This is a genomic window from Streptomyces sp. NPDC048496, from assembly GCF_043200055.1.
GTDB lineage: Bacteria > Actinomycetota > Actinomycetes > Streptomycetales > Streptomycetaceae > Streptomyces.
Window position 1 is genome coordinate 85,268 of sequence record NZ_JBICXB010000014.1, and the last position, 16,223, is coordinate 101,490.

Sequence of the window (16,223 nt, forward strand, 5' to 3'; positions counted from 1 at the left end):
CCTGTGTCAGGCAGGTCCGCCCCCGCGTTCGAGTCCGGGTCGTACCTGTGCCAGGCGGGTGCGGCCCGGCGTTCGAGTCCGGGTCGTACCTGTGTCAGGCGGGTGCGGCCCGGCTCCGGTTTCAGCCCGCCACCCGCGCCGCGTACGCCACCGGGTCGGTCAGTACGTCCTGCGTCACCAGCGCCGCCGCACCCCGTGCCGCGTCGCCCGCGACCGACGAGGCACGCAGCCGGCCGCCGCGCGGGGACCACAGCCCGGACACCACCCGGCCCGTCAGCTCCTCGTCGACGGGCGGCGACAGCCACGGCATCAGGCCCCGGTATATCCCGCCGAGCACCACCGCGTCCGGGTCGAGCAGATTCACGGCCCCGGACAGCACCCGCCCCAGCATCCGGCCCGCCTCCACCACGGCGGCCACGGCCCGCTCGTCCCCGGCCAGGGCGCGCCGCTCCAGCTCGGCCACCCCGATGCCGCTGCCGGTCTCCTCGATCCCGGCCGCCCGCAGCAGTGCCGCCTGTCCCGCGTACTGCTCCAGACAGCCGCGCGAACCGCACCGGCACTCCGGCCCCTCCGCGTCCACCACCACATGCCCGATCTCACCGGCGAACCCGTGCGCACCGCGCAGCAGTTCACCGTCGATGACCAGGGCGCCACCGACGCCGATCTCGCCCGTCAGATACAGAAAGCTGCGGATCTCGTCGAGCCCGCCGAACCAGAGCTCGGCCAGCGCCGCCAGATTGGCCTCGTTCTCCGAACTCACCGGAAGTTCCGGGTGGCCGGGGCGCAGCGCGGTGAGCGACGCGGCGAAGAGTTCCTCCGCCGGGACCTGATTCCAGCCCAGGTTGGGCGCCTGGCGCACCGCGCCGCCGGACACCAGTCCGGGCAGCGCCAGGGCCGCCCCGACCGGGAACAGCTCCTGTTCGGCCGCCGAATCCAGGGTGCGGGCCGCGATCCGGGCCGCCCGTGCCAGCACTTCGGCGGGCGGAGCGCCCCGGTTGTCGAGGTGTTCCGTCAGCCGGACCCGGCCGGTACCCGCCAGGTCCACGACACAGACCGACACGTAGTCGATGTTGACCTCGACGCCGAGCCCGGCGGGGCCGGTGCGCGCCACCTTGAGTGCGGTGCCGGGGCGCCCGGCCTGCCCGCTGAATGTCTTGCCGGACTCGGTGAGGAACCCACTGTTGAGCAGCTGTTCGACCAGCGAGGACACGGCGGCGCGGGTCAGCCCCACGCGTGCGGCCACCCCGGCCCTGGTCGCCTCGCGCTCGCCCTCGTCGCGGACGGCCCGCAGCACCAGACTGAGGTTGCTCCGTCGCACGGTGTCCTTGTCGGCCTTGGGCCCCAGCGTCGTGAGGTTGCTCTTCATATCGCTGCTGAGCCTATGCGATTCCGCACGTCAGTACGGTCCGGAGTGGGCACCGGTTCCCCGCGCGGCATGCGGCGGAACCTGCCGTGTGCGAGGTGTGGTCCGCGACCCCGTGGTGACCGGGTGTGGTCGCCGACGTGCCGTTCGCCGCAGCGACGCGTTCACGCTCGATGGCAGCCCCGCAGACGGAAACGTTGCCCCGGCGCGTCCACAGCCGGTCGTCGTCCGCCGGACCGCATCAACCGGGGCGTGGTGGCCGCGTACGCGTGTACGGGACCGCCACGCCCCGGCCCACCGGCTCATGCCGTGGCGCCGCGCTCCTTCAGCATGTCGGCCATCAGCCTGATCTCCGACTGCTGGCCCAGGACCATGCCCGCGGCCAGGTTCCTGATCTCGTCCGTACCCGCCGCGTCGGCCGCCGCCTGCGCCATCTCCGCACCGGCCCGGTGATGCACGGTCATCAGGCGGAGAAACCGCACCTCGGCGTCCTTGCCCTTCGCCGCCCGCAGCGCGTCCAGTTCGGTGTCGGTCGCCATGCCCGGCATCAGCGAACCGTCGCCCCTGGGGGCGACGGTGTGGCCCATCCACTCCATCGGCGGGCGGCCGGAGCTCTTGGCGCGGCCCCACATCTCCAGCCAGCCGAGCATCATGCCGCGCTGATTGGCCTGCGTGTTGATGATGTCGTACGCGAGCCGCCGCACGTCCCCGTCGGACGTCCGGTCCCGGACGATGAACGACATCTCGACCGCCTGCTGATGGTGGATCGACATGTCACGGGCGAAACCCACATCGACCGACGTCTCCGCGGGCACGGCCGACCGGGCCGCTCCCTGCGGGAGGGACGACGAGGACGGCCGTACGAGCATGAGTGCCACCAGCCCCAAGGCCAGCAGCAGCAGCGCAGCACCCGCCAGCACCATCGGCCGCGGCGCGCGGACCGAGGACGTCACTTGGCGATCCCGCCGGTGCAGGCGGCGCCCGGCTCCGGTGTCTGCGGACCCTGGACGTGCTTGGTGAAGAACTGCGCCACGCGTGCGTCGGTCGCGCTCTTCACCGTGACCTGCTTGCCCCAGGCGCTGAGGATCAGCGGGGCGTCCTGGTCCTTCACAGGGCTCATGAGCGAGTACGGGGTCTTGGCGACGCGGTCCGCGAGCTTCTTGATGTCGGCGGGCTGCGCCTTGTCGTTGTACGTGACCCAGACCGCGCCGTGCTCCAGCGAGTGGACGGCGTTCTCGTTCGGGATCGCTTCGGTGTAGACGTCGGCGTCGCAGTTCATCCAGACCGGGTTGTGGTCGCCGCCGACCGGCGGGTTCATCGGGTAGTCGACCGGCTTCTCGACATGGTCCCGGGTGAGCTTGTCCCAGCTCCGCTCGCCCGTGACCGGGGAGGACTTGGCCTTCTCCTCGGCCCGGTCCTGCTTGTCGGCTGCGGACATCAGATAGCCGCCGCCCGCGACGAGCGCGGCGACGACGGCGACGGAGGCGGAGATGGTGATGATGCGGGTCCGGCGCTCGCGGGCCCGCTCCTTGCGGCGGGCCTCCTCGAGCTTGGCGCGGCGCTCGGCGGCAGGGGTGTTCTGCTTGTTGGTGGAAGCCATGGAGAGTCCTCGGGTTCAACACGATGTACGGAAAGAGGGCAGCGCGGGAGAACAGGCCCTGCTTCTAGATCCGTTGAACCTGAAGGCGGAGATGGTCGACGGCGCCCACGGCGTCGTTGGAGGGGCCGCGGATACCGGCGGCGCCGGCGAGCCGGCCGACCGGAGCGGTGACTGCCGAGCCGAGGAGCGCGACAGGTGCGGCCTGGGCGGGCAGCACGACGGGTGTCGCGTGCTCCGAGACACCATGGCAGGAACTGCTGACGCCCCGGCGGTTCGTCTCCAGCATCGATCAGTACCTGACCCACAAGCTGGAGATCCGTGACGCGTGCGGGCGGCCGCAGCTGCTGCTGACCCGGCCGGCGAAGTTCATCAAGTCCCGGGTCATCGTGCAGCGCCCGGACGGGCGGCCGGTCGGTCGGCGAGATCATGCAGCAGAACTTCATGGGCAGGATCAACTTCGCCATCATGGTGGACGGTCAGCAGATCGGTGCCATCAAGGCGGAGAACTGGCGCGCCTGGAACTTCGCGATCGTCGACCACAACGACGCCGAGATCGCCCGGATCACCAAGACCTGGGAAGGCCTCGCGAAGACGATGTTCACGACGGCGGACAACTACGTGCTGCAGATCCACTACCAGCTGCCCGAACCGCTGCTCAGCCTCGTCGTGGCGACGGCCCTGACCGTGGACACGGCCCTGAAGCAGGACGCCCGCGGCCTCGGCTGACGGGATCCCGCCGCACGCGGCAGCCTGCGGCCCCGTATGTTCGCGTACGGGGGGCAGGCATGTACGCACGCCGTCGGACGGCGCTGCCCCTCGTCAATGTCCCGGTGGGAGGGTGACGGGCAGGCCGTACCTGACGCAGCCCCACATGCTGCCCGGACGCCTCTCGGGCGCCGCGCGGCCTGAACTCCGCCGGTCGCGGACGATCCGCTCCGGGGGCCGCGGCGGTACACCGGCGCCCCGCCGTCCTCGCGGCCTTCTCCGGCGGTCGGGCGTCGGCACCTGCGGCGGGCGGACTCCGAGGAGAAGGCCCGTGACCGGATCGGGCAGGCCCTCGGGACTGGTGGGCGCATGTCAGTAGTCGCGTAAGACTTTCCGCGGCCCGACCGGCAGCTGGGCCACGGGCTGGGGCACTTTCCCCCTCGGCGCCCGCCGGCGCGTCGAGGAACGGGCTTACGGCCGCGGCTGGGAAGCGGAATACCCCCGCACCGCCTGGCGGCTGCGCCATTTCGGCATCGTCCACTCGCACACGTCGACGATCACCTTCGAGAAGATCACCCAGCCCTCGCTGCGAGACCTGACCAAGCGCTGGTCACGCTGGCGCCTGTCCAGCGGCATCAACGCCAGCATCGTACGCACGGGAGTGCGCATGATCGCTCGCTTCTCCGCCTTGCTTCCGGCAGAGGTGACCGGACCGGCCCAGATCGACCGCGCCCGGCTCGAACGCTACTTGGCTGATCGTCACGCCGCGATGGGCGGCGGCTCCGTTCAAGGAGCCGCCGTTCCCGCTTGCTGCAGGCTCCTGCGGCTGAGCGCTCCTCCGATGCCTCGCTGCACGCGCGCCTGGAGGCAGCCCCGGACCGGAATCGGCAACTCACAGAAGAGAATCAGCGTCTGCGTCGGCAGCTCGTTCACGCGCTCGGTGACCAGCGGGCATTCGCACGCACAGGTGACGGTGGCCAGCCCTGATTCCCCGTCATCCGCAACAGCGGTACCTGTGCGAACGCGCCCCACGCTTAATATTCCTATGGGGCCTAGGCTATACCTAGACTCCCTAGGATCTTGAGGAGGGCGTATGGTGCGGGCCGGGCTGACAGCGGAGCGAGTGACGATCGCGGGCGCTGAACTGGCGGATGAGGTCGGGCTCGACCACGTGACCATGTCACAGGTGGCGCGGCGGCTCGGAGTGAAGGACGCGAGCCTCTACACGCACGTCCGAAGCCTGGAGGACCTGCGCGGACGGATCGCGCTTCTGGCGGCGGACGAGAAGACCATCCGTATCGCGGAGGCAACCGCCGGGCGAGCGGGCAAGGACGCGCTGGTCGCGTTTGCCAACGCCTGGCGGGAGTACGCCCACACGCATCCGGGCCGCTACATGGCGACGCAGACCCCGATCCAGATCGACCCTGAGCTGGCCGCAAATGCGCCCGGACTACGGCGTGCGGTCGAGCTGACCTACGGCATGCTCCGCGGCTACGGACTGGCCGAGCCCGACCTGACCGACGCGGTCCGGTTGCTGCGCAGCACGTTCCACGGGTTCGTCGCCCTGGAAGCCGCGGGCGGGTTCGCGCACGAGCGTTCGCCACAGCACTCCTGGGTTCGCGCCCTCGACGCCCTGCACACCCTCCTGGAGCACTGGCCCCCGTCCCGAGAAGGAGACTCCGCATGACCGACCCGACCATCGGCAGCCTGCGCGTGAACGGCGCGACCCTGCACTACGAAGTGCGCGGCCAGGGCCCGCTCCTACTGCTGATCCCCGGCGGGACGGGCGGCGCGGCCTCCTTCGGCAGCATCGCCGACGACCTGGCCACCGAATACACCGTCGCGACCTACGACCCGCGCGGCATGTCCCGCAGCACACTGGACGATCCCGAGGCCGAGCAGCGAGTGGCCGAGCACGCCGATGACGCTTTCCGGATGCTGGAACTGCTGTCGCCCGATGAGCCCGCCCGGGTGTTCGGCGCCAGCTCGGGCGCGATCGCCGCCCTGCATCTGCTCACCACCCATCCCCAACGCCTCGAACGTGTCGTGGCGCACGAGCCGCCGGTAGTGGAGGTCCTGCCGGACGCCGCCGAACACCGCGCGCTCATCGTGCGCGTGCAGGCAACGTTCCACACTCAGGGGCTCATGCCGGCGATGGCCGTATTCGCTGCGGGTCTGAAGAAGGACGTCGACACCACCGAGCCGAAGGCTGAGATCAAGCTTCCGCCGCAAGCGGCGGCACGGGCCGAGCAGACGATGGCCGACCTGCCCTACTTCGTCGAGCGCATCGTGCCCAGCTTCATGTCCTACGCCCCAGACCTCCAACGGCTGGAGGCGCTATCGGACCGGCTCGTGCTCGCCTGCGGCCAGGACTCACGCGGCGAGCTACCCTACCGTCCGGCCGTTTTCCTGGCCGAGCGTCTCGGCACGGAACTCCAGCACTTTCCAGGCGGGCACACCGGCTTGACCACGCACCCCGCCGAGTTCGGCGAACGCCTTTGGAAGGCCTTCCGCGCCTAGACCTGAATCCCGCTCGCCCTGGTCAACCCCACCGAAGCTGGTCACTGAACGTCACATCTGCAACGAGCCGTCCCTGAGGCCGGCGACGGTGCCGTCCGGAACATCGGGCAGAACGTCCTCGGCCTTGGCGTTCGTCGCGGACATGTGCTGCTCCCTGACCCGCTCGACGGTGGTGAAGGTGCCGTCGGAGGTGGCACCGCCGCCGAGCGCCTTCTCGCACCAGGCGGCACGTTGCGCGGTCGACCTGGTCGTGGTGTCCTCGCGCCACAGCGCGACAAGCCGTTTGCGGCTGTCCAGGAACCGCAGCGTCCGGGTGGCCGAGCCGTCCGGCTGCCCCACGGTGACGTAAGCGGCGCGTGCGACCACGTGCAGGAGATCGGGGCCGGGCGTGGTGAGCCTCGGGCAGGACTGAAACCGTGGCGGAGCCGACTCGGCGCTGAACAAGCCGTCCGCCCGCAGCCTGAAGGTGCCGCCGGCCAGCGGGCCGCAGGCCCTGTTCACCTGCCATCCGTTCGCCGCGCGGGTGAACCAGTCGTTCAGGAGAGCGACTTCGTCGGTCGAGTAGTTGGGGAGGAGGCCGGTGAGGCGGGTGCACGTACTGTACGGCTCGTAAAGGGCCTGGACGTGGGTGATCGCGGACGGCTGGGCGGCGACGACGCGGTCGAGTGGCTGCAGTACGCCGTACTCGTACTGGCCGACCTTGATTCCGGCTGGTCGTGTGTCGGGTTGCGGAAGATGAGACCTGCCCGCTCGGCCCAGGTGAACAGCGAGCAGCCGGTGGCGTCCTACGAACAGGAGTACGGGCCCGCGCGAAGGCTTCGCGCGTTCCTCAACCCCTGGCCGCGGCCAGGGGTTGGGCGCCAGGCTTTAACCCGAACAACGGTATCCGTTGTGAAACACGTCACCCCCAACGAATATCGTCAGATCAGTGGCTTGAAATCGCCAACATCGATAGCGTCTGCCAGCATGACTGAGGAGACACGAGGCACCCTCCTGCCCGTCACGGAGCGCACCCGCCATCGACGCCTGCGGGAGCAGGGCAGCCGGAGCCGGGCGGATCTCGACGCCATCCTGGACACGGGGTTCCTGTGCCATCTCGGCGTGGTCGTCGACGGCGCCCCGATGGTGGTCCCGACCGTGTACGGAGCGGATGAGAGCACGGTCTATTTTCATGGCTCGGTGGCAAGCCGGAGCCTGCTCGCCGCGCCGAACGCGTCGGTGTGCCTGACCGTCACGCACGTCGACGGCCTCGTCCTGGCGCGCTCGGTGTTCGAGCACGGGGTCAACTACCGCAGCGCGATGATCTACGGCATACCGCGAGCCGTGACCGACCCCGAGGAGAAGCTCTACGGCTTGCGCTGCCTCACCGAGCACGTCGCCGCGGGCCAGTGGGGCTACGCACGCCTCCCCAACCGCAAGGAACTCGCGGCGACCGCACTGCTGGCACTCCCTCTCGACGAGGCCTCCGTCAAGGTGCGCACCGGTCCGCCGGACGACGGCGACGGACCCGACGCCGAACTGGGCCTATGGGCGGGCGTTCTCCCCATGCGTACGGAATGGGGCGAACCGGAACCGGACCCGGCGCTCTCGGAGCACGTCCCCGTACCGCCCCACATCGTCCATCTCGGCACTCAAGCCGTCCCGCTCGTCAGCCGCCGCACCTGACCAGAGAGAGAAGCCCCTGGCCACGGGGACGGCGTCTCAACGGGGCTCAGGAGAACTCACGGCATGTCGCACAGTCGCGGGTGAGCAGCTGCGGTTCCACGGCGGTCAGGTCGGGGGTGTCGGTGATGCCGCCGATGGCGGCCCGTCAGGCACGGTTCGGTGCCGGCTCCGGTTCGGAAGGAAGCGTGCCGCGCGGCGGAGCAGCAGCGGGGGAGCGGCGGCCGGGCCCTCCGTACGGTGGTGCAGCAGGCAGTCAGGAGGGAAAGTCATCGGCGGTCCAGTGCGCGGTCGGTGAGGGGGCCCGCGGATCCGGTGTACCGGGCGGGGTCGGTCAGTTCGGCCAGATCGAGACCGGCGAGCTCCGGCTCCTCGTCCAGGACGTCGAAGAGCACATCGGAGAGGTCGGTCGTCTCGGACCGGGCCCGGTCCGCCGCGCCCGCCAGGACGTCCTTGGCGCGGGCCCGGCCGATGCGTTCGGCGAAGGCGGCGGCCAGCCGCTCCGAGACGATCAGACCGTCGGTGAGGTGGAGGTTCTCCAGCATGGCGTACGGGACGATCCGCAGCCCCGCCGCGAGTTCGGCGCCGTCCCGCGCGGCGCCGCCGACGAGCCGCAGAAGATCGCGCAGCGGCTCCCACTCGGCGTGCCACGCCCCGGCGGGCCGCTCGTCCTCGGCGGCCAGCGAGCCGTACAGCGTGGCCGCCAGGCCGGGCGCCCGGCGGGCGGCGGCCGCGATCAGCGTGGCGCGCACGGGATTCGCCTTGTGCGGCATGGCGGACGAACCGCCGACCTGGCCCTCCTCGACCTCGCCGATCTCGGTACGGGACAGCGTGAGCACATCGGCCGCTGTCTTGCCGAGCGCGCCCGCGGTGAAGGCGAGCGCCCCGGCGAGATCGGCGACCGGGGTGCGCAGGGTGTGCCAGGGCAACACCGGTTCCACCAGGCCGAGTTCGCGTGCGTACGCGGTGACGAGGGCGAGTCCGTCCGCGCTCTTCTCCTCGAAGGAGAAGGCGGAGAAGGCGGCCAGGGTTCCCGCCGCACCCCCGAGTTGGGCGGGGAGGGAGTCCCGTACGGCGGCCAGCCGGTCCCGCGCGTCGAGGATCAGCGCACGCCACCCGGCGGCCTTGAGCCCGAATGTGGTCGGCACGGCGTGTTGCGTGAGCGTACGGCCCGCCATCGGTGTGTCGCGGTGCGCGGCGGCATGCCGCGCCAGCTCGTCCGCCGCCCGCACCAGATCGTCGAGCACCCCGGCCAGGGTGCGTGAGGCGACGAGCATCGCCGCGGTGTCCAGGATGTCCTGGCTGGTCGCACCCCGGTGCACATACGGCCGCACCTCCTCGGGCACCGCTGCCGTGAGGTCGGCGACCAGGGGGATGACCGGGTTGCCGCCGGAGCGCGCCCGGAGCGCCAGGTCCCGTACGTCGAAGCGGTCGGCGTCCGCCGCCTGCGTCACCACCCGCCCGGCCTCCGCCGGGGCGAGCCCGCATGCGGACTGGGCGCGGGTCAGCGCCGCCTCGGCGTCGAGCATCGCCTGCAGGACGGCGCGGTCGCCGGTGCTGGTCTCGGCGGGGGAGCCGGCCCGCCCGGGGGCGAGCAGGCCGGCATCGCTCTCGTACGTCACGTGAACTCCAGGAAGACCGTTTCGCCGGCACCCTGCAGGCGGATGTCGAACCGGTGGGTGCGCCGGTCCGTGGGCGTCGCGATCAGTGTGGCCCGGCGTTCGGCGTCCAGCGACTCCAGCAGCGGGTCACCGGCCGGTACGGCGCCGTCCGCGGCCCGCAGGTAGATCCGGGTGTACAGGTGGTGGAGCAGCCCGCGGGCGAAGACGGCGACCGAGAGATACGGGACACCGCCCGGCGGCAGGGTACGTACCGTCCACTGGCCGTCGGCGTCCGTCGGGACGCGGCCGAAGCCGGTGAATCCGACGCCGTCGCGGCCGATGACCCGGCCGGTGACCGGGTCGTGCCGCAGCGAGCCGGGGCGGCCGGTGCGCGAGCCGTCGGGGGCGGGCTGCCAGATCTCGATCAGCGCGTCGGGGACGGGGTCACCGTTGCCGTCGAGCACCAGTCCGTGCACGGTGATCGTGTCCGGATGGCCGAGCGGGGCGATGTCGCCGCCACCGGCGAACGGCAGCGCGTACCCGTAGAACGGGCCGACCGTCTGGGACGGGGTCGGGGCGTGGGTCATCAGTGGTGGCCTTCCTCGATCCAGGTGGCGGACGGTCCGTCGAGAACGATGTCCCAGCGGAAACCGAGCGACCACTCGGCGACCGAACGGTCGTGGTCGTACGTCGCGACGAGCCGCTCCCGGGCGGCCGGGTCGGTGACGGACTGGAGAATCGGGTCGTACGGGAAGATCGGGTCGCCCGGGAAGTACATCTGGGTGACCAGGCGCTGGGTGAACGCCGTCCCGAAGTGTTTTATGGGTGTAATACCCGCTAAGGTGTTTGGGTGAGTGATATGACCATGCGCACCCGGCAGCCCTCCGTCCGTAAACTTCCGCTGGCTCCCGCCCTGCGCCTGGCCCGCCCCTCGGACATGTGGTTCAAGCCGGCGCTGAGCGTGGTGGTCGCCTCCGCCGTGCCGAACCTGGTGCTCTTCGCCTTCGACCGGCTCGACCTCGTCATGTACACGATGGCCGGTTCGCTCTGTGCGCTGTACGGCCACAGCCTCCCGTACGCCCGCCGCGCCCGTACCGTCGCCGGAGTCGTCCTCGGCATGCTCGTCGGCATTGCGATTTCCCTGGTCACGGCCTCGCTCACCGACTCGACGGCCGTACTGATCGCCGTCGGCGCACTCCTCGCGGCCGGGCAGAAGGCGCTCTGCGACGCCACCCGCATCGGGCCTCCCGGGCATGTGATCTTCACGTTCGTCACCTCGGCCGCCCTCTTCGCCCCGCAGCGCCTCGGCCAGGTGCCCGGGCACCTCGCGCTCACCGTGGCGGCGGGCGCGGTCGCCTGGCTGGTCACCGTCGGTCCCGCCCTGATGCGCCGGGAGGGCCCGGAGCGCCGCGCCACGGCCCGCGCGCTGAACGCCGCCGCCGCGTACGCCACCGACCCGGGACACCGCACCCGGCACGCCGCGGCCGCCGCCGTGCACGCCGGCTGGCAGACACTGCTCGCCTCCGGGCGCCCCACCCCCGTACGCCGGGCGCTGGAACGGCTCCTCGTGCACGCCGAAGCCGCCCTCGCAGAAGCTGTCCTCGGGTCCCGCACCGCCGACCCCGACCGACTGCGTGCCTGGGCGGATCAGACCCGGGCCCGCGGACCCGTCCCCACCCCGCCGCCCGCCCCCGGCACCGCCGAGGAGCTCTTCGGGGTCGACGCCGAACGCGCCGCCCGGGGGACCGGCAGCCGCCGCGACGCCCGCCGGACACTGCTGCGCGCGCTCGCCCCCGGCTCCCCGCTGCTGCCCATCGCCGCCCGTACCCTCATCGGCTGCGCCCTCGCCGGATACGTCTCCATGGCTCTCGGTGTCGGCCGCCCCTACTGGGCGATCGTCACCGCGGCCTCCCTCTACCAGGCCAATGTCACGCTCTCCTGGAACCGAGCCCTGCAGCGCACCCTCGGCAACCTCATCGGCGTGCTCGTCTTCGCCGCCGTCCTCCCCGTCACCCGGACGGGGCCGCTGGCGCTCATCGGCTGCTGCCTCTTCTTCAACTTCGCCGCCGAGGCACTGATCACCCGCAACTACTGGCTCGGCTCCATCGCCGTGACCCCGATGGCCCTCCTTGTCGTCGAGTTCGGCGGCACCCATCCGGCCGGTGAACTCATCGGCGACCGGGTCCTGGACACCGTCATCGGCGCCGCCGTCGGACTGCTCGCCGCCATGGCCGTCACCAACCGCCGGGCCGCCGGGCGCCTGGAACGGGCCCTTGCCGCCACCGACCGGGCCCGCGCCCACGCCGCACGGACCCTGGCCGCCCCGGCACCCGCACCCGCCGCACTCGACGCCGCGCGCCGCGCGCTGACGGGATCGCTCGTCGAGCTGCGCGAGGCGGGCGACACCGCGGCGGGCGAATGGTGGCAGCGCGCTCTGCCCGAGGAGCGGGTCCTCGCGGCGGAGCAGGCCGGACACCGTACGCTCGCGGCGACAGCAACACGGCAGGGGCTGATCGTCCCCGCCCAGGAGAACGGAGCGGTGTGACCGACGACATCGTCGCCTCGGTGGTACGGCAGTGGCAGGCCGTCAACCCGGAGCTGGACACCGGACCGATGGAACTCATCGGGCGCATCAACCGCTGCGCCGCCCTGCTCCAGCAGGCGGAGGACGCCCCGCTGCGCTCCGCCGGACTGAGTCGCGCCGAGTTCGACCTGCTCGGCGCGGTGCGCCGTACCAACCGTGAACTCACCCCCGGTGAACTGGCCAGGGAGACGTTCTCCTCCGGCGCCGCCGTCACCAAACGCCTCCGGGGCCTCCAGGAGCGCGGCCTGGTCGACCGCCGCAGCGACGCCCGGGACCGCCGCGTCGCGCACGTCCGTCTCACCGACGAGGGGCGCGCACTGGTCGACCAGCTGCTGCCCCGGCAACTGGCGTACGAACGCACCGTGCTGTCCGGTCTCGACGAGCGGACCCGTGGCGAACTCAGCTCCCAGCTCAGCGAGTTGCTGGTCCAGCTGGAGGGACGCCTCGGCGGGGCCCGGCGCTGAACCACGGCACCGGACCCCGCTCCGCGCGGGTGGACGACGGCCGTCGGACGGCCCGCGGACGAGCGCCGCTTCGTCGCTGCGGTCGGCGGGCGCCGACGCCATCAGGGCGAGCGGTGCCCGTACTCCCTCGGCTGACGGTCCTGCCGGCGGTACGTCCCGTGGTGGGCGCCCGAAGACATGATCGGGGGGTGACGGCTCAGACCGCCGTACAGCCGCCGTCCACGACGAGTTCGGTGCCGGTCACCAAGCGGGCCTCTTCGGAGGCGAGGCAGAGCACGCCGTACGCGATGTCCTGCGGGGCGCCGCAGTGTCCCATCGGCGTGGAGTCCGGCATCCTTCGGGCGCAGGCGGCGGCCTCCGGGGACGGGTCGGCGGAGAGCGACGGTGAGTCCACTGCCGAAGAAGGCGTCCAATTCGCCCTACAGGGCGGGACGGCCGAGGCGTTTTTCGTGACACTTTCGGTGCTCGTCACTCCTTGTGCGCGACTGGATGCGGTGCGTGCAAAAACTGGTGAGTGTATTACCGCGGGGACCCTCGTGCAGAGGGTTGGGTGAATGTGCCGAAGCGCTGTTTCGATCTGACTAAGCTCACGCGCAGTGAAGTCGAGTTGATATGAATTCGAGCGCTTGTTCCGCCATGCCCTACACGTGCGTATGCATCCCGAATCAACCGCCAGAGGTCTTAGATGGCTCGTGTTGAATCACCGCCGATCCACCGAGAAATCCCCCTTGCCCGAGCCGCGTTGCTCCCCGTGCTCCTGGCGGCCGGCGCGACCGCCGCAGCCGCGGCGCTGGTTTCCGGGGCAGCCCGGATACCAGTCGTCTGGTGCGGTGCGGTCGCCACCGTCGTGATCGCCTCGCTCGCCGTCGCGCTGGCCCGTCGCGCCCGCGCGATGCGCAGGCAGCGCGCGGAGTACGAACACCGCCTCGCCTTCCTGGAACGCCGCCTCGCCACCCAGGACGAAGAGACCGTCCGGATCAACAAGGAGCTCCTGCCGGCCGCGATCCACCGGCTCCGCGTGGGCAACTCGCCCGACGAGGTGCTGCGCGACATCGTCGACGCCGACGAGGTCTACCGCGACCTTCCCGACGCCCAACGCGCCCTCGTCCACTCGGTGCTGAGCATCATCGACAACGAAGAGGCGCTGCGCGACTCCGCGCAGCGCGCCTTCGTCAACGTCGCCCGGCGCGTCCAGGCGATCGTCCACCGGCAGGCCAGCGAGCTGCGGGAGATGGAGGAGTACCACGGGCGAAACCCCGATGTCTTCGACGACCTGCTCCGCATCGACCACGGCACCGCGCTGATCGGCCGGCTCGCCGACTCCATCGCGGTACTCGGGGGCGCCCGCCCCAGCCGTCAATGGCCCAAGCCCGTACCGCTGTTCAGCGTGTTGCGCGGTGCCATGTCCCGGATCCTCGAATACCCGCGCGTCGACCTGCACTCGATCGCCAAGGTCGCCGTCGTCGGCACCGCCGTCGAACCGCTCATCCACGCCTGCGCCGAGCTCCTCGACAACGCCACCCGCTACTCGCCGCCACAGACCCGTGTGCACGTCACCGCGGTCGAGGTCCAGACCGGCATCGCCATCGAGATCGAGGACGGCGGCGTCAGCCTCAGCGATGAGGCCCGTGCGCGGGCCGAGAACATGCTCGCCCGGGCCCAGGCCGGGTCCAACATGAACGACCTCGGCGAGTCCCCCCGGCTCGGCATGGCCGTCGTCGGCCGGCTCTCCCGGATGTACGACCTCCAGGTCTCGCTGCGACAGTCCGCGTACGGCGGCGTCCGCGTCGTACTCATCGTGCCCCGTGCCATGATCACCACCGGTCCCGCCCCGGGTATCGCCCACGGCATCGGCGCCACGTCGAGGCCCACCAGCGACATCGACCTGGCAGGCATGAAGCACGTCGTCCCGCCGCGCAGCAAGCACCGCAAGCCTCTCGCACTGGAATCCCGCCCGGCCACCGGACCGGTCGCCTCCGACTCCCGGCCGGTGGCCGCGTCGTCGGCCCTGGGCGACGACGCCCCCGTGGTGACGGAGTGGACCGCGGGCGGACTCCCGCAGCGCCGCAGCCGCGGCCGCGCGCCGCTGGGCTCGCACAATCTCCCCGCGCAGCCCGCCGCCCCACCCTCGGGACAGCGCACCGGTCACGCCAACGGGAGCGACAGCGGCAAGGAGCAGCCCCCCGGGCTCTGGCTCGAGGCCTTCACCAACGCCGTCAACGGCGTGCCGCGGGAGCCCAAGACCGGCGAAGACACCGATGACGCGTGGGACAAGGGAGACCTGAAGTGATCCAGCAGCGGGGAAATATGGACTGGATGCTCAAGGAACTGGCCGACGACGTTCCGGACATCCATCAGATCGTGGTGCTCTCCGCGGACGGCCTGCGCATCGCCCAGCACGGTGGCGACCCCGATGTCGCCGACCGCCTGGCGGCCGCCTGCGCCGGACTGCAGAGCCTGGCGGCCGCCGTCGCCTCCGAAATCCCTTACAGCGACGGTCTGATGAGGCTCGTCGTCATCGAAGTCACCGGCGGATTCTTCTACTTGATGGCCGCGGGGACCGGTGCGTATCTCGCCGTCCTCGCCGGAGAGACGGTGGACGCGGGACTCGTCGGAGCACGGATGCGCGACATGGTCGTCCGGATCGGTGCCCATCTCACGAGCCCGCCGCGCCATGACGGGCAAACCGGATGAGTTCTCTCCGACGAGAACGCCGGGAGGCTGATCCGGTGCTGAGCGATCCGGAGCGGCTGTACGTCATCACCGGCGATCCCGACGGCGGCGAGCGGGCGGCGCTCGACCTGGTCACGATGGTCGTTGCGAAGGAGCAGCCGACGCCGACGGTCCAGCCCGAGCAGGCCGTGATCCTGCGGCTCTGCCAGGCACCGTTATCCGTCGCCGAGATCTCGGCCTACCTCGGCCTGCCGTTCAGCGTGGTGACCTCGCTCCTCACCGAACTTCTCGCGAGCGAACTGATCGAATCGCGCGCGCCCATCGTCCGCGCCACTCTCCCGGACAGGTCCCTTCTCGAAGCGGTGATGCATGGACTTCAGAAACTCTGACACGATCACCGGCCCCAGGACCGAGGACATCCTTCCGTCCACGGCCACGGCCGCCGTGAAGGTGGTCATCGTCGGCGGGTTCGGGGTCGGCAAGACGACCATGGTCGGTTCCGTCAGCGAGATCCGGCCCCTCACCACCGAAGAGACCATGACCCAGGCCGGGGTCGGCGTGGACGACAACTTCGGGGTGGAGAGCAAGACCGCCACCACGGTCGCCATGGACTTCGGCCGGATCAGCATCAGCGAGCAACTGATCCTCTACCTCTTCGGCACCCCGGGCCAGGAGCGCTTCTGGTTCCTGTGGAACGGTCTCTTCGAGGGCGCCCTCGGCGCCGTCGTCCTCATCGACACCCGGCGTCTCGAGGTCAGCTTCGACGTGATCGGACGCCTGGAAGAACGCGGTGTGCCGTTCGTCGTCGCCATCAACACCTTCCCGGACGCCCCGAAGCACCCCGTCGAGGTGTTGCGCAGCGCACTGGACCTGCCGGACGAGGTGCCGGTGATCGACTGCGACGCCAGAATGCGCGGCTCCAGCCGCGATGTGCTGATGACCCTGATGCGCTATCTGCACAGCCTGGCCGTCCCGCTCGCCTGACCACCCCCCGCTCGAACGCCGTCTGATCATTCGCACTGATCCTTGGAAGCCTGATCCCTGGAGCGAT

The 16,223-nt window shown here is 71.0% G+C and carries 18 protein-coding genes and 2 pseudogenes; 10 read left to right on the top strand and 10 right to left on the bottom strand.

Going from position 1 to position 16,223, the window contains the following annotated elements; all coding sequences use genetic code 11:
* Window positions 1-121 precede the first annotated feature (121 nt).
* From ACGFSA_RS16365 to ACGFSA_RS16380, 4 genes are all read right to left on the bottom strand, one after another.
* Entirely contained in the window at window positions 122-1,366 is a 1,245-nt protein-coding gene (locus ACGFSA_RS16365) for an ROK family protein (protein ID WP_393304668.1), read from the bottom strand.
* A gap of 299 nt (window positions 1,367-1,665) precedes the next feature.
* Window positions 1,666-2,286 carry a DUF305 domain-containing protein gene (locus tag ACGFSA_RS16370; RefSeq protein ID WP_393304761.1) on the bottom strand — a complete coding sequence of 207 codons (621 nt, stop codon included), beginning with the start codon at window positions 2,284-2,286 and terminating at the stop codon, window positions 1,666-1,668.
* Window positions 2,287-2,312: 26 nt separating this feature from the next.
* Complete coding sequence (locus ACGFSA_RS16375; protein WP_393304670.1) at window positions 2,313-2,963, bottom strand: DUF3105 domain-containing protein; 651 nt, start codon at window positions 2,961-2,963, stop codon at window positions 2,313-2,315.
* 64 nt (window positions 2,964-3,027) lie between these two features.
* Complete coding sequence (locus tag ACGFSA_RS16380) at window positions 3,028-3,249, bottom strand: hypothetical protein (RefSeq protein WP_393304765.1); 222 nt, start codon at window positions 3,247-3,249, stop codon at window positions 3,028-3,030.
* Here ACGFSA_RS16380 and ACGFSA_RS16385 point away from each other — a divergent pair.
* A pseudogene (locus ACGFSA_RS16385) lies at window positions 3,233-3,689 on the top strand (phospholipid scramblase-related protein); the annotation flags it as partial. The gene ACGFSA_RS16380 and the pseudogene ACGFSA_RS16385 overlap by 17 nt on opposite strands.
* A gap of 450 nt (window positions 3,690-4,139) precedes the next feature.
* Here the strand turns inward: ACGFSA_RS16385 and ACGFSA_RS16390 are convergent.
* A complete protein-coding gene (locus tag ACGFSA_RS16390) occupies window positions 4,140-4,337 on the bottom strand; it encodes a hypothetical protein (protein ID WP_393304672.1) in 198 nt (65 codons plus the stop codon).
* A 424-nt stretch (window positions 4,338-4,761) separates the two neighbouring features.
* On the opposite strand from ACGFSA_RS16390, the gene ACGFSA_RS16395 reads away from it, so the two are divergent.
* Window positions 4,762-5,355 carry a TetR/AcrR family transcriptional regulator gene (locus ACGFSA_RS16395; RefSeq protein WP_393304674.1) on the top strand — a complete coding sequence of 198 codons (594 nt, stop codon included), beginning with the start codon at window positions 4,762-4,764 and terminating at the stop codon, window positions 5,353-5,355.
* Entirely contained in the window at window positions 5,352-6,188 is an 837-nt protein-coding gene (locus ACGFSA_RS16400; RefSeq protein ID WP_393304676.1) for an alpha/beta fold hydrolase, read from the top strand. Before ACGFSA_RS16395 ends, ACGFSA_RS16400 begins: the two co-directional genes overlap by 4 nt.
* A gap of 51 nt (window positions 6,189-6,239) precedes the next feature.
* Here the strand turns inward: ACGFSA_RS16400 and ACGFSA_RS16405 are convergent, their stop codons facing one another.
* On the bottom strand, window positions 6,240-6,689 hold the full coding sequence (locus ACGFSA_RS16405; protein WP_393304678.1) for a hypothetical protein: 450 nt from the start codon (window positions 6,687-6,689) through the stop codon (window positions 6,240-6,242).
* Between the two features lie 465 nt (window positions 6,690-7,154).
* Between ACGFSA_RS16405 and ACGFSA_RS16410 the strand changes: the two genes are divergently transcribed.
* Window positions 7,155-7,853 carry a pyridoxamine 5'-phosphate oxidase family protein gene (locus tag ACGFSA_RS16410; RefSeq protein WP_393304680.1) on the top strand — a complete coding sequence of 233 codons (699 nt, stop codon included), beginning with the start codon at window positions 7,155-7,157 and terminating at the stop codon, window positions 7,851-7,853.
* Window positions 7,854-8,119: 266 nt separating this feature from the next.
* Here ACGFSA_RS16410 and pcaB read toward each other — a convergent pair whose 3' ends face one another.
* The 3 genes and pseudogenes from pcaB to ACGFSA_RS16425 form a co-directional block, all read right to left on the bottom strand.
* Window positions 8,120-9,472, bottom strand: coding sequence for a 3-carboxy-cis,cis-muconate cycloisomerase (gene pcaB / locus ACGFSA_RS16415; protein WP_393304682.1), 1,353 nt, complete (start codon window positions 9,470-9,472; stop codon window positions 8,120-8,122).
* On the bottom strand, window positions 9,469-10,038 hold the full coding sequence (pcaG, locus tag ACGFSA_RS16420) for a protocatechuate 3,4-dioxygenase subunit alpha (RefSeq protein ID WP_393304683.1): 570 nt from the start codon (window positions 10,036-10,038) through the stop codon (window positions 9,469-9,471). The genes pcaB and pcaG overlap by 4 nt, the downstream gene beginning before the upstream one ends.
* Window positions 10,038-10,268 (bottom strand): annotated as a pseudogene (locus tag ACGFSA_RS16425) (protocatechuate 3,4-dioxygenase subunit beta); the annotation flags it as partial. The gene pcaG and the pseudogene ACGFSA_RS16425, both read right to left, overlap by 1 nt.
* Window positions 10,269-10,316: 48 nt before the next feature.
* On the opposite strand from ACGFSA_RS16425, the gene ACGFSA_RS16430 reads away from it, so the two are divergent.
* Together ACGFSA_RS16430 and ACGFSA_RS16435 are read left to right on the top strand one after the other, a co-directional pair.
* Complete coding sequence (locus ACGFSA_RS16430) at window positions 10,317-11,996, top strand: FUSC family protein (RefSeq protein WP_393304685.1); 1,680 nt, start codon at window positions 10,317-10,319, stop codon at window positions 11,994-11,996.
* Window positions 11,993-12,499 (top strand): MarR family transcriptional regulator, encoded by a 507-nt coding sequence (locus ACGFSA_RS16435; RefSeq protein WP_366693897.1) that lies wholly within the window; start codon window positions 11,993-11,995, stop codon window positions 12,497-12,499. The genes ACGFSA_RS16430 and ACGFSA_RS16435 overlap by 4 nt, the downstream gene beginning before the upstream one ends.
* A 196-nt stretch (window positions 12,500-12,695) precedes the next feature.
* Here the strand turns inward: ACGFSA_RS16435 and ACGFSA_RS16440 are convergent, their stop codons facing one another.
* A complete protein-coding gene (locus tag ACGFSA_RS16440; RefSeq protein ID WP_393304688.1) occupies window positions 12,696-12,893 on the bottom strand; it encodes an SDR family oxidoreductase in 198 nt (65 codons plus the stop codon).
* Between the two features lie 291 nt (window positions 12,894-13,184).
* On the opposite strand from ACGFSA_RS16440, the gene ACGFSA_RS16445 reads away from it, so the two are divergent.
* From ACGFSA_RS16445 to ACGFSA_RS16460, 4 genes are read left to right on the top strand one after another with little or no spacing between them, the layout of a single operon-like run.
* The gene (locus ACGFSA_RS16445) at window positions 13,185-14,789 is read left to right on the top strand and encodes a sensor histidine kinase (RefSeq protein ID WP_393304690.1); all 1,605 of its coding nucleotides are present in this window, start codon (window positions 13,185-13,187) and stop codon (window positions 14,787-14,789) included.
* Entirely contained in the window at window positions 14,786-15,193 is a 408-nt protein-coding gene (locus ACGFSA_RS16450; RefSeq protein WP_393304692.1) for a roadblock/LC7 domain-containing protein, read from the top strand. Before ACGFSA_RS16445 ends, ACGFSA_RS16450 begins: the two co-directional genes overlap by 4 nt.
* Window positions 15,190-15,561, top strand: a complete 372-nt coding sequence (locus ACGFSA_RS16455; protein ID WP_393304694.1) for a DUF742 domain-containing protein — start codon at window positions 15,190-15,192, stop codon at window positions 15,559-15,561. The genes ACGFSA_RS16450 and ACGFSA_RS16455 overlap by 4 nt, the downstream gene beginning before the upstream one ends.
* Window positions 15,542-16,156, top strand: a complete 615-nt coding sequence (locus ACGFSA_RS16460; RefSeq protein WP_393304696.1) for an ATP/GTP-binding protein — start codon at window positions 15,542-15,544, stop codon at window positions 16,154-16,156. Before ACGFSA_RS16455 ends, ACGFSA_RS16460 begins: the two co-directional genes overlap by 20 nt.
* Window positions 16,157-16,223 lie beyond the last annotated feature (67 nt).